This window comes from Acidovorax sp. HMWF029 (genome assembly GCF_003060895.1).
In the GTDB taxonomy this organism is placed as follows: domain Bacteria; phylum Pseudomonadota; class Gammaproteobacteria; order Burkholderiales; family Burkholderiaceae_C; genus Acidovorax.
Genome location: NZ_QAIH01000231.1, coordinates 1 through 13,117 on the forward strand (window position 1 = coordinate 1; position 13,117 = coordinate 13,117).

Genomic DNA, 13,117 nt, shown 5'->3' on the forward strand with positions numbered 1-13,117 from the left:
CAGCCAACCGATGTAGGTGGCCAGCTGCTGTGCCTCGGGGCCGGGCAACAGCATGCAGTAGTTCAGGGCGTGCAGAAAGCGCTTTTCGCTGATCCAGCAGCGGCGCTCCACCAGCTCGGCGTGCATGATGGCAATCTGGCCCGCCGGGCCGCCAAAGCTGATGAACCCAAGCTTGAGCCAGAAAAGAAAGGCCTCACGGAAAGGTACGGACGCGGGAGCGGGGGAGGGCACTGGATGCATGGCTCCGGAGTGTGACAGGGCGGTATGACGCATACCAACATATCAATATGCCTGCGGTACCGGAGCCTGGACGATGCGGCAGAGTGTTGACTGCGTCAGCTTCCCGCAAGCCCGTCATGAATAATTATGAATTCAAAACCTGCTGTCCTGGCAGGGCGAGAGAGATGCCGAGGAGACACCTACGATGACCGCACACAGCACCTACGCCGACTTCTACCGCCAGTCTATTGACCACCGCGACACCTTCTGGAGCGAGCAGGCGAAACTCATCGACTGGAAGACGCAGCCGCAGCAGGTGTGCGACTACAGCAACCCCCCGTTTGCCAAATGGTTTGTGGGCGGCACCACCAACCTGTGCCACAACGCGGTAGACCGGCACCTGGCCACGCGCGCCAGTCAGGCGGCGCTGGTGGCGATCTCCACCGAAACGGAGACGGAGCGTAGCTACAGCTTTGCCGAGCTGCACGCCGAGGTGCAGCGCATGGCCGCCGTGCTGTTGTCACTGGGCGTGAAGAAGGGCGACCGTGTGCTCATCTACATGCCGATGATTGCCGAGGCCGCGTTTGCCATGTTGGCCTGCGTGCGCATTGGCGCGCTGCATTCGGTGGTGTTTGGCGGGTTTGCCTCGGGCTCGCTGGCCTCGCGCATTGAAGATGCCGAACCTGTGGCCGTGGTCAGCGCCGATGCCGGGTCACGCGGCGGCAAGGTGGTGCCCTACAAGCCGCTGCTGGACGAGGCGATTGCGCTGTCTAAACACAAGCCCACCTCTGTACTCATGGTGAACCGCGGCCTGGCCCCCATGCACTTGCAGCCGGGCCGCGACCATGAATGGGCACCTTTGCGCGAGCAGCACCTGAACACCGTGGTGCCTTGCGAATGGGTCGAATCCACCCACCCCAGCTACACCCTGTACACCAGCGGCACCACGGGCAAGCCCAAGGGCGTGCAGCGCGACACGGGCGGCTACACCGTAGCGCTGGCCGCCAGCATGAAGCACATTTTTGATGCCAAAGCGGGTGACACCTACTTTGCGACCAGCGACATCGGCTGGGTGGTGGGTCACAGCTACATCGTCTATGGCCCGCTGATCGCGGGCATGACGACCATCATGTACGAAGGCTTGCCCACACGGCCCGATGCGGGCGTGTGGTGGAGCATTGTCGAGAAGTACCAGGTCACGCACATGTTCTCGGCCCCCACGGCGGTGCGGGTGCTGAAGAAGCAGGACCCGGCCTATCTGGCCCAATACAACGTGAAGAGCCTCAAGGCCCTGTGGCTGGCGGGCGAGCCGCTGGACGAGCCCACGGCCCAGTGGATCAGCGACGCGCTGCAGGTGCCCATCATCGACAACTACTGGCAGACCGAAACCGGCTGGCCCATCCTGACCCTGGCCAACGGCGTGCAACAGCAGACCACACGCTTCGGCAGCCCCGGTAAGGCCATGTATGGCTATGGCGTGAAGCTGATCGACGAGGCCACGGGTGAGGAACTGACAGCGCCCAACCAGAAGGGCGTGGTCGCCATCGAAGGCCCGCTGCCCCCCGGCTGCATGCAGACGGTGTGGCGCGACGATGCGCGCTTTGTGAACACCTACTGGAAGAGCATCCCCGGTCGGCTGATCTACAGCACGTTTGACTGGGGCATCCGCGACGCGGACGGCTACCACTTCATCCTGGGCCGCACCGACGACGTGATCAACGTGGCCGGCCACCGCCTGGGCACACGCGAGATCGAGGAGAGCATTGCGTCCCACCCCAACATCGCCGAAGTGGCCGTGGTGGGCGTGGCCGACAGCCTGAAAGGCCAGGTGGCGATGGCGTTTGCCGTGGCGCGCGATGCCTCGGGCCTGACGGACGATGCTGCGCGCCTCAAGCTCGAAGGCGAGGTCATGAAGCAGGTGGACCACCAGCTTGGCGCCGTGGCGCGGCCTTCGCGTGTGTACTTTGTGACCGTGCTGCCCAAGACCCGCAGCGGCAAGCTGCTGCGCCGCGCACTGCAGGCCGTGGCAGAGCGGCGCGACCCGGGCGATCTGACCACGATGGAAGACCCGGCAGCGCTGCAGCAGGTGAAGGAACTGGTGGGCTAGTTCAACCGGGGCGGCCTATGTGCGGTTCAGGCACTGGCTCTGCAACGGCAGTGAGGCGAACTCGACAGGCCCTTGGGACAACCGCTCTCCTTGAGCGGTGGGATGCACTAGCTGTTTGAGGATGTTGGGAAGGACATACGCAGAAAAAAAGGCCCTTCATTTTTTCTTGTTGTCTTGGTCTTTTTTTGTGATCCCAAGAGGGCCGCACCCATGCGCACCCTACACCGGCCGGTTCCGCTGCCACCCCGCAGGCGGCTGCCATCCCGGTGTCCAGCCGATGAAGTCCTCCAGCGGCATGGGCCGGGCGATGCAGTAGCCCTGGGCCTGGGTGCAGCCCAGCTGAAGCAGCATCTGGCCTTGTTCCACGGTTTCCACGCCTTCGGCGATCACGCGGTAGCCGAAGGAGCGGGCCAGGCCGATCACGCCCTGCACGATGGCCAGGTCGCCGGGGTCGCCCATCATGCCGTGCACAAAACTCTGGTCGATCTTGAGCGTGTCCATGGGCAGGCGGCGCAGGTAGGTGAGCGAGGAGTACCCCGTGCCAAAGTCGTCCAGCGACACGGTCACGCCCATGGCGCGCAGCTCGGTGAGGGTGTTGGCCACGGCCGACAGGTCATACAGCGCGGCGCTTTCGGTGATCTCGATCTCGACCAGGTGGGCGGGCACCTTGGGGTGGCGCGCCAAGCATCGTGCCATCCAGGGAGCAAAGCCGGGCTGCTGCAGATGCTGGGCCGAAATGTTGATACTCAGTGGCATGGGCAGGCTGCGGTCCTGCAATTTTTCCAGCACCGTGAGTGCGGCCTCGGCCACCCATTCTCCAAAGCCGATCTCGAGCTCGGTGCCCTGTAGCAGCGGCAGGAAGTCGCCTGGCGGCACCAGGCCGCGCTCGGGGTGTTGCCACCGTGAGAGCACTTCGGCGCCGACCACGGTGCCGCTGCGCATGTCCACCTTGGGCTGCAGGTACAGGGTGAACTGTGCGTCTGCCAGCGCGTCGCGCAGGTGGCGGCCCTGGGCGCGCCGCAGCTGCACTGAGCGTTCCTGTTCCGCATCGAACTGGTGAAAGCGGTTGCGCCCGGCCTGTTTGGCTGCGTACATCGCCTGGTCCGCATGGCGCAGCAAGCCATCGGCGTCGGCATCGTCCTGTGGGAACACGGTGTAGCCAATGCTGGCGGTGACTACAACACGCTCTGCATCCAGCGAATAGGCGGCTGAAATGCTTTCCATCACGCGTTCGAGCAGGCTTTCGCAGTCGCTCACTGATCCCAGCCCGGGCATGAGGATCACGAACTCGTCGCCACCCAGGCGGGCTACACAGTCGATGCCACGCAGCGCCCGGGTGAGCCGCCCCGCCACCACCACCAGCAGGCGATCGCCTGCACCGTGGCCCAGGCGGTCATTCACCGGTTTGAAGCCGTCCAGGTCGAGGTAAGCCACGCCCAGCTGCGTGCCATTCTGGCGGGCCAGTTCCATGCTCTCCTGCAGCTTGCGCGCCAGCAGCACCCGATTGGGCAGACCTGTGAGGGCGTCGAACAGTGCCAGCCGCTGCAGCATGACCTCCTGCTCGCGCTGCGGTGTCACATCGATGGCTACGCCCAGCATGCGGGCGGGATTTCCACGGCTGTCAAAACCAACGATCTTGCCGAGATTGCGTACCCAGCGGTTGGTCTCGCCGGGCTGGCTCACGCGCCAGGTGGCATCAAACGGAGTGCAGGGGTTGGTGGTGTGGCGCGCCAGTTCGGCATGGATGCGTTCGATGTCTTCGGCCGCAACGGCGTCAGCCCACTGCACCGACAGGGGGGAGCTGCCGGTTGCATTCAGGCCGCGCATGGCGCGCCAGCGGCTGTCGCCGGTGACCAGTCCGGTTTGCAGGTTCCAGTCCCACAGCCCCAGCGATGCGGCAGAGATGGTGAGGGACAGCAGCTCTTCCCTCTCCCGTACCTGTTCTTCCTCGCGTTTGCGGTCGGTGATGTCGTGTACTGAAAACAGCCAGCAGGGTTCGCCATCGAATTCGGTGGCACGCATGGATTGCAGCACCGTACGGGGCGGGCCGCCGCGCACGTTCAGCGTCATCTCATGGTCGCTGATCTGGCCGCTGGCGTCCACCTGATCGAGGAGGCGCTGGCGTTCTTCGGCCGTGAAGATGCCCAGCTCGATGCCGGTGCGACCCAGAGCCTCGCTGCGTGCTATGCCCAGCATCTCGACCCAGGCGGGGTTGATGTCCACATACTGGCCGTTGCTGCGCCGGGACAGGCCCATGGGGTAGGGCATGAGATGGAAGATGCGCGAAAAGCGCTCTTCGGACTGCCGCAGGCGCTGCTCAGCGCGTTTGGCTTCGTCAATGTCCTGCATCACGCCGCGCACCTTGACCACGCGGCCATTCTCGATCACGGGCTCACCCCGGGCACGCATCCACAGCAAATGGCCGTCGGCGTGATAGACCTCCATCTCCATGCTCCATTCGGCGAGCGAACGGATGCTCTGGCGGAATTTTTCGCGAAGCTCCTCCCGGTACTGCGGGGCTACATGGCGGTCGATGTAGTCGCTGGGTGGGGGCTGGTTGGGGGGCAGGCCATGGATGTCAAAACACACATCCGACCAGTACACCAGGCCCCGACCGCGCTCGTCCACCCACGCGCCCAGTCGGGCCAGCCGCCCCGCTTGCTGCAGCTGGTTGTACAGCGCCCGAAGTTCGTCACTGGTACGCTGGGCTTCCGTCATGTCGTGAAAAATGAAAACAAAGCAGTTTTCACCCTCGACAAGCACAGAGCGTGCTGACATCAGCCCCGGGACACGCACCCCGTTACTCTGCGCTACCAGTGGCAGGCGGTCTACCTTGCCGTCGCGCATGAAGGCCTCGATGAGCCGCAGGCGCTCTTCCTCGGTGGCCCAGATTTGCAGCTCGGTCGAGGTGCGTCCGATGACCTCCTCCCGCCGGTGGCCCAGCACCTCGCAGAAGGCCGGGTTCACGTCCAAGTAGCGGCCGTCCGATATGCGCGAGATGCCTGCTGGATCGGGCAGTGTCTGGTAGAAGGTCGTGTATTTGGCTTCGGACGAGCGCAGCGCGTCCTCAGCCGCGCGGTGGGCGGTGATGTCCACGTCCATGCCGATCAACGCGGTGGGCCTGCCCTGTGCGTCGCGGCGCGACACCGTGCCGCGCGACATGAGCCAGCGCCAGCGGTCTTCCGTGTCCCGCACGCGGAACTCGGCCTCGTAGCTTTCCTCCAGCCCGTCCATGGCACGCGCCAGCTTGGCCGCGTTGCGCTCTGCGTCGGCCGGGTGGCGCCGGGCATACCAGCGCGTCCACAGATCGGGTGCGTCGGCATCGGCCTGGGTGATGCCGTAGGCCTCATAAAAGTGGCCGTCGCAGCGGAAGCGGCGCTCCAGCACATCCCATTCCCAGTGCCCGCCGCCCAGCGAATCGAGGGCCAGGCGCAATTGCTGCTCGCGCTCTGCCAGCGTGCGGTGGGCCTGCTCCAGCGCCACCACCGACTGCGCCTTGCCCACCAGCAGCTGCCGGCCCGTGCCCAGGATGAGCATGCCCGCACCGTGGTACCAGGGTAGCTGCCGCAGCCAGTCGATGACCGGGCCCTGCACCGGTGCGCCGCCCGTGGCCACCTGGCACAGCGAGACCACGGGGGGCAGGGTGACCGCCATGCCCGCAATGGCCAGCCAGGGGTTGGCACCGGGACGGGTGTCCACCATGCGCCACAGCGCCCCCAAGACCGCCGCCCCTGCCAGCGTGGCCAGGCCCGCCAGCCAGACCGCGCCCTCGCTCCAGACCATGGCCAGCAACGCCAGGGCGGCCGTGATCAACGCCGCGAAGGGCCCGAAATACAGGGCCATGAACGCGGTGGCCGTGGGGTAGGCCACCACGCCCAGCTCGGGTGCATTCATGTTCAGCACCACCAGTACCAGGGCCGACACCACGCCGCCGGTCACGCCAACCAGTACCTGCGTGCGGCGAGAGGGGGTCAGGATTTCGGGCGGTTGCAGGTGCGCGAGCACCAGCATCAGCAGGAGTAGCAGCCCGCCAGCCAGCAGCGCGTTATGGGCCATGGTGGGCAGCCCGCGCCAAAGAAAGCAGCGTTTGCTCAGGACAGGGACGTGTGCTCAGCCCCCCGGGCGGGGCGCACAGGCATGCCCCCAACCCGGTGTCTCGCCACGGCACAGCCGTGGGGTAAGAGCATGAACCCGGCGCAGAAACCATGCACCGAGTTTAGGCGCGTTCGGCAGTGCTGGCGGGGACGGTGCGCCCCCTGATAAGCCCGGTTGACAACATCGTGCCGCACACAATCACCAGGGCGCAGCCGATCATCCAGGGCGTGATGGTTTCGCCCAGGAACAGCGCGCCATACAGCACCGCAAACACTGGCGTGATGAAGGTCACGGCCAGGGCGCGGCTGGGGCCCGCGCTGGCAATGAGGCGGAAGTAGAGGATGTATGCAATACCGGTACACATGACGGCGATCGCCACGATGGCCGCCCAGGCGCGCAGCCCGGGCATCTGGGCAGGCCACAGCCACAGCGTGGGCAGGGCCAGGCCCAGCGCCGCCCCCAGCTGGCTGCCGGTGGCCGTGGCCAGGGGCGGTATGCCCGCCAGGTGGCGCCGCGCAAAACTGGCCGACAGCCCATAGAACGCCGACGCCAGCAGGCAGGCGCCAATCGCCCAGGCGGCGCTATCGGTCTTGAAGCCCGTGCCCGCAGGCGCGCGCCAGGCCAGCAGGGCCACGCCCACAAACCCCAGCGCCAGGCCCACCCAGCGCAGTCGGTTGATGCGGTCGCCCAGCCAGAGCCAAGCCACCAGCGCGCCGAACAGCGGCACCGTGGCGTTCAGGATGGAGGTGAGCCCTGTGGCGATGTGCAGCACGGCCCAGGAGAACAGCGCAAACGGAATGGCCGAGTTGATGACGCCCGCAAACAGGATGGGGCGCCAGTGCTGGCGCAGCGCGTGCCAATGCCCCTGGTGCAGCAGGATGGGCCACAGGAACGCCGTGGCCAGCGCCACCCGCAGGCCGGCTGTGGGCAGCGGGCCAAATTCGGACGCCCCCAGCCGCATGAACAGAAAGGAGGCACCCCACAGCGCCGCCAGCAGGATGAACTCAGCGATCCAGCCGGAGACGGGCTGTTGGCCTGATGGGGTCATGGGGAGGCTTTCTCTTTGTTCTCGGCTTGGGGGCAGGGGGCGTAGACAGGCGCTATAGCGCATTCTCCAGCGCCAGCAGCGCGGCCTTGCGGTCGATCCCCCCAGCGTATCCGGTCAGGCTGCCGTCGGCGCCCAGCACACGGTGGCAGGGCACCACCACGGAGAGCGGGTTGCGCCCCACGGCTGCGCCCACGGCCCGCACGGCGCGCGGGCGGCCCAGGTGCTGGCTCAGCTCGCCATAGGTGCGCGTCGCGCCCCGGCCAATCGCCAGCAGGGCCTGCCAGACCGCTTGCTGGAACAGTGTGCCGCCCGACAGGTCCAGCGGCAGGTCAAACCCATCGCGTTCGCCGCGCAGGTACTGCTGCAGCTGGCCGGAGGCCGCCTGCAGCAGCGGGTGGCTGTGCGCCTCGGCCCAGGCAGCGCTGCCATACAGCTGCTGGCTGGGCTCGTGGCGCTGGCCTTCGAACCAGATGCCGCACAGGCCGGTGGGCGAAGCGGCCAGACGCACCGGTCCGAGGGCGGTGTCTGCGCGGGCTTGCAAGGTGTGGGGGTGGTAATGCATGGCGGGTGTCTGATTTTATGAATGAAAAAGGGCGTCTGCGCGCAACGGGTAAGCACTTTTAGCTATGTTTTTAATAGCTATTTGGTCAATGCAGACCAAGCGCGCAGCACGGCGTAGCTGCGCCACGGGCGCCAGGGCTCGGATGCTGTCGTCGCTGCGCGGGCCGGGTTTTTCTGGCCCTGCACGCCCAGCGCCTTGTGCAACGCCACATCCCCGGCCGGGAAGGCATCGGGCCAGCGCAGCACACGCATGGCGATGTACTGCGCTGTCCAGTCGCCAATGCCCGGCAGCGCGCACAGCGCCGCCGTGGTGCTGGCCACATCGGCACCTGCGTGCAGGGCCAGGCCGCCAGCGTCCACCGCGCGGGCCAGCGCCACGATGGCGGCCTGGCGCTGGCGCACGATGCCCAGCTGGCCCAGGGTGTCGCCGTCGGCACCGGCCAGCGTGGCGGCGGTGGGGAACAGGCGGTTCAATTCGGGCCAGGGCGTGGCAATGGGCTCGCCCAGCCGCTCCACCAGGCGTTGGCCCAGGGTGCGTGCGGCGGCCACGGTGATCTGCTGGCCCAGCACGGCACGCACGGCCAGCTCAAAGCCGTCGAACGCGCCGGGCACCCGCAAGCCGTCCCCGTCAGGAAAGGCGCTGTGCAGCACGGCGTTGATGGCAGCCGGGTCGGCATCCAGGTCGAGCATGGCGCGCACGCGGCGTATGACGAGCGGCAGCACGGGGTAGAGGCTGTCGCTGGTCTGCAGCAGCACCTGGTGGCGCGCCACGTCAAAACGGGCGCTAAACCAGCCCATGGTCTCCTGGCCCAGGCCCGTGATGCTGGCGGACAGGCGCACGGTGCGCCGCAGCGTGGCCGCGTCGGGCAGTACCCATTCCACACCATGGAACTGCCGCCGCTCAAAAAATGCCAGCAGCGCCGCCACATCAAACGGCGGCCGCCAGGCCAGGCGCAGCGCCGTGCCACTGCCTTCGGGTGCACCGGCTGGCGCGGGTGCCACGCCACTGCGCCGCAACTGGGTGGGGTTGAGCCCGTAGTGCTCCGCAAACGCCGCGTTGAAGCGCCGCACACTGGCAAAACCGCTGGCCAACGCCACCTGCGTGACGGGCATGCGGGTGTCGGTGAGCAGCTGCTTGGCCGTGAGCAGGCGGCGGGTTTGCAGGTACTGCAGGGGCGAGACGCCCAGGGCCGCCTCGAAGATGCGGCGCAGGTGCCGGTCGCTCACGCCCAGGCGCTCGGCCAGGCGGGCCACGGTGGCGCTGCCTTCGCCCGGCGCCGAGGGGGTGGGCCAGAGGTCGGGCGCATCGAGCAGGCGCACGGCCTGTTGCACCAGGATGCTGCTCGCGTCTTGCACCGACCACACCAGCGCCTGCGGTGCCAGCTCGGGACGGCAGCGCAGGCAGGGGCGAAAACCCGCGTGTTCGGCCTGCGCGGCCAGCGTAAAAAAGCGGCAGTTCTCGCGCCGGGGAGCGCGCACGGCGCACACGGGGCGGCAGTAGATGCCGGTGGAAGTCACGCCGGTAAAGAAGTGCCCGTCAAAGCGTGCATCCCTCGCCAGCAGGGCCAGGTAGCGACCCTCGTCCGGGTGTGCTGCGGCATCTCTGGTGGCGGTCGGGGTCGAAGTCATGGGCTGGATGATAGAGAGCGGGGACACTCGCACTGGCCGTTTTCGGACATGTGCCTGCCGCGGTCTGGGCACCTGGCCGGGCAGGGGGGGCGCCTACAATGCAGCCGGCTCCGAACTCCTCACATCCCTTTGCTAAAGGTCCCTCGACGTGCAACCGACGCCCGCCATTTTTAAAGCCTATGACATCCGCGGCATCGTGCCGGCGACCTTGAACGAAGAAGTAGCCTTGGGCCTGGGTCGGGCCTTTGGCACCGCAGCCCGCGCTGAAGGGCAGACGACCGTGGCCGTGGGCCGCGACGGGCGCCTGTCGGGCCCGGCCATGTCGGCGGCGCTGATCCAGGGGTTGGTCGAGGCGGGCATCGAGGTCATCGACGTGGGCTTGGTCACCACGCCGCTCTTGTACTTTGCGGCCAGCACACTGTGCAACAGCGGCATCCAGGTCACTGGCAGCCACAACCCCAAGGACTACAACGGCTTCAAGATGGTGCTGAACGGCCGCGCCATCTATGGCGAAGAGATCCAGGGCCTGCGCCGCACCATGGAGCAGGAGAGCTGGCAGCTGGCGACCGGTGGCTCGGTGCGCCATGTGGATGTACTGCCCACCTACCGCGAGCGCATCGTGGGGGATGTGAAGCTGGCCCGCCCCATGAAAATCGTGGTGGACTGCGGCAACGGCATTGCGGGCGCCTCGGCCCCCGCCATCTTCCGTGCGCTGGGCTGCGAGGTGATCGAGCTGTTCTCGGAGGTGGATGGCAACTTCCCCAACCACCACCCTGACCCGAGCAAGCCCGAGAACCTGCGCGACCTGATCGAGGCCCTGAAGGCCAGCGACGCCGAACTGGGCCTGGCATTTGACGGCGATGGCGACCGCCTGGGCATCGTGACCAAGGACGGCACCAACATCTTCCCCGACCGCCAGATGATGCTGTTTGCGCAAGACGTGCTCTCGCGCGTGCCCGGCGGTGAGATCATTTTTGACGTGAAGTGCACCCAGCGCCTGGCCCCGGCCATTGCTGCGGCTGGTGGTGTGCCGGTGATGTTCAAGACCGGCCACTCGCTCATCAAGGCCCGCATGAAGGAGACCCACTCCCCACTGGGCGGCGAGATGAGCGGCCACATTTTCTTCAAGGAACGCTGGTACGGCTTTGACGACGGCACCTATGCGGGCTGTCGCCTGCTGGAGATCCTGAGCAAGTCCGCAGACCCGAGCGCCGTGCTCAACGCGCTGCCCACCAGCTTCTCGACGCCGGAGCTGAACGTGGCCTGCGCCGAAGGCGAACCCCACCGCCTCACGGCCGAGCTGCAGACGCTGGCCGCAGGCCAGTTTGCCGCGCCCGCCACGGTGAGCACCATCGACGGCCTGCGCGTGGACTGGCCCGACGGTTTTGGCCTGATCCGTGCCAGCAACACCACCCCCGTGCTGGTGCTGCGCTTTGAAGGCCACACCCCCGAGGCGCTGGCCCGCATCGAGGCCGCCATGCTGGCGCTGCTGCACAGGGTCAAGCCTGACGCCCACGTGGGCGCGGCCAGCCACTGAGCGCGCCCCTCGAAAAACCGTTTTGCCTGCCGTCTTCTTGACCGAGCTGCCCGAGTGAACAACCCCTCTGTGTCCACCCCCTTGCGCATCGCTGCCGCACAGTCGCCATCCGTCCCTGGGGATGTGGCGCGCAATGTGCTGATCCACCTGGCTTTTGTGCGGGTGGCAGCCAGCGAGGGCGTGCAGGTTCTGGTGTTCCCCGAACTGTCTCTCACCGGCTACGAACCTGCAGTGCTGGCCGCCAACCTGCTGGATGCCGACCATGCAGCGCTGGCCCCTCTGCGCCAGGCCGCGCGCGAGCAGGACATGGCCATCGTTGTGGGCGGGCCCGCAGCGCCGGTGCAGCCAGGCGCCTTGCCCGCCATTGGCGCCTGGGTGCTGGCACCCGATGGCAGCGTGGCGCTGTACCGCAAGCGCCACCTGCACACCAGCGAAAAGCGTTTTGCCAGTGCAGGCGCCCGCGATGCCCAGGTGCACCTGCTGGCGGGCGAGCCCACGGGTATGGCGGTGTGTGCAGATATCACCCACCCTGAACACGCCAGTGCCGCGCATGGCGCGGGCGCAGCGCTGTATGCGGCCGGCGCCCTGATCAGCCATCAGGGCTATGACCCCGAATCCGCGCTGCTGCAGGGCTACGCGCGGGACCACGCCATGGCCGTGCTGTTGGCCAACTACAGCGGGCTCTCCGGCGGTTATGTCAGTGCAGGCCGCAGCGCGGTCTGGGAGCCGGGCGGCCGCTGCGTGGTGGCCGCAGAGGGTGATGCGCCCAGCCTGGTTTGGGCCACCCGGGGCGACAGCGGCTGGAGCGGCGGCGTGGTGGCCGTAGACGTCCAGCACCTCGCCGTCGCATGAACCCCGCCCGTGCCCTCTATTCGTTGGTGACCTGGGGCGCCCAGCCCCTGCTGCGCCGCAAGCTGCGCCGCCGCGCCAAGGCCGAGCCGGGCTACGGCGTGGCCATTGGCGAGCGTTTTGGCCGCTATCCCGCGCCCATCGACAGCCTGATGCTGCACAGCAGCTCCGACCCGCTGGGCCGGTTTGTGTGGATCCACGCGGTCTCGCTGGGCGAAACGCGGGCCGCCGCTATCCTGCTGGCCGCGCTGCGCGAGCAGTTGCCGGGCATGCGCCTGCTGCTCACGCATGGCACGGCCACGGGCCGGGCCGAGGGTGAAAAGCTGCTGCTGCCCGGTGACCTGCAGGTGTGGCAGCCCTGGGACACCCCCGGCGCTGTGGCGCGGTTTCTGAGCAAGTTCCGCCCAGCCATCGGCATCCTGATGGAGACCGAGGTCTGGCCCAATCTGGTGGCCGGTTGCCGCAAGCAGGGTGTGCCCCTGGTGCTGGCCAATGCGCGGCTCAACGCAAAATCACTGCGCAGCGCGCAGCGCCTGGCCGCGCTGGCGCGCCCCGCCTACAGCAGCCTCGCCGCTGTGTGGGCCCAGACGGAGGACGATGCCCAGCGGCTGCGTGCCATCGGCGCGCAGGTGGCGGGCGTGTTCGGTAACCTCAAGTTCGATGTGGTGCCTGACGCCGCCCAACTGGCACAGGGCCGCATCTGGCGCGCGCAGGCGCTGCGCCCCGTGGTCATGCTGGCCAGCAGCCGCGAGGGGGAGGAGGCTCTGTGGCTTGAAAATTTGAGGTTAAAAACGGCCTCTGCGCGCGTCCAGCACGCTCAAGGCGCTATTAATAGTGGAGCATTTTGCGCAGAATCTGCCGTGCGCACTGTGCAGTGGCTCATCGTGCCGCGCCACCCGCAGCGGTTTGACGAGGTGCACCAGCTGCTGCTGCAGGCGGGCCTCACCGTGTCCCGCCGCAGCACCTGGACTGGCGCACCCGACGCCGCCGACGTGTGGCTGGGCGACTCGCTGGGCGAGATGGCGCTGTACTACGGCCTGGCCTATGTGGCCATGCTGGGCGGCAGCTTTGC

Annotated in this window: 9 protein-coding genes; 4 read left to right on the top strand and 5 right to left on the bottom strand. The window is 67.3% G+C overall.

Going from position 1 to position 13,117, the window contains the following annotated elements; genetic code table 11:
• A partial coding sequence (locus DBR12_RS17210) for a chromate transporter (RefSeq protein WP_146185561.1) occupies positions 1–240 on the bottom strand: 240 nt, incomplete at its 3' end.
• Positions 241–424: 184 nt separating this feature from the next.
• Here DBR12_RS17210 and DBR12_RS17215 point away from each other — a divergent pair.
• Complete coding sequence (locus DBR12_RS17215; RefSeq protein WP_108618384.1) at positions 425–2,326, top strand: propionate--CoA ligase; 1,902 nt, start codon at positions 425–427, stop codon at positions 2,324–2,326.
• Between the two features lie 219 nt (positions 2,327–2,545).
• Here the strand turns inward: DBR12_RS17215 and DBR12_RS17220 are convergent, their stop codons facing one another.
• From DBR12_RS17220 to DBR12_RS17235, 4 genes are all read right to left on the bottom strand, one after another.
• Entirely contained in the window at positions 2,546–6,382 is a 3,837-nt protein-coding gene (locus tag DBR12_RS17220; protein ID WP_108618385.1) for an EAL domain-containing protein, read from the bottom strand.
• 160 nt (positions 6,383–6,542) lie between these two features.
• Complete coding sequence (locus DBR12_RS17225; protein ID WP_108618386.1) at positions 6,543–7,469, bottom strand: DMT family transporter; 927 nt, start codon at positions 7,467–7,469, stop codon at positions 6,543–6,545.
• Positions 7,470–7,521: 52 nt separating this feature from the next.
• Positions 7,522–8,031, bottom strand: coding sequence for a methylated-DNA--[protein]-cysteine S-methyltransferase (locus tag DBR12_RS17230; RefSeq protein ID WP_108618387.1), 510 nt, complete (start codon positions 8,029–8,031; stop codon positions 7,522–7,524).
• Positions 8,032–8,108: 77 nt separating this feature from the next.
• Positions 8,109–9,659 carry a DNA-3-methyladenine glycosylase 2 family protein gene (locus DBR12_RS17235; protein WP_108618388.1) on the bottom strand — a complete coding sequence of 517 codons (1,551 nt, stop codon included), beginning with the start codon at positions 9,657–9,659 and terminating at the stop codon, positions 8,109–8,111.
• Between the two features lie 148 nt (positions 9,660–9,807).
• Between DBR12_RS17235 and DBR12_RS17240 the strand changes: the two genes are divergently transcribed.
• The 3 genes from DBR12_RS17240 to DBR12_RS17250 all read left to right on the top strand — a co-directional run.
• Positions 9,808–11,196: a phosphomannomutase/phosphoglucomutase gene (locus DBR12_RS17240; RefSeq protein ID WP_108618389.1), complete on the top strand. Its 1,389-nt coding sequence runs from the start codon at positions 9,808–9,810 to the stop codon at positions 11,194–11,196.
• A gap of 54 nt (positions 11,197–11,250) precedes the next feature.
• Positions 11,251–12,048, top strand: a complete 798-nt coding sequence (locus tag DBR12_RS17245) for a carbon-nitrogen hydrolase family protein (protein ID WP_108618390.1) — start codon at positions 11,251–11,253, stop codon at positions 12,046–12,048.
• The coding region (locus DBR12_RS17250; protein ID WP_233244717.1) for a 3-deoxy-D-manno-octulosonic acid transferase at positions 12,045–13,117 on the top strand (1,073 nt) is incomplete at its 3' end. The genes DBR12_RS17245 and DBR12_RS17250, both read left to right, overlap by 4 nt.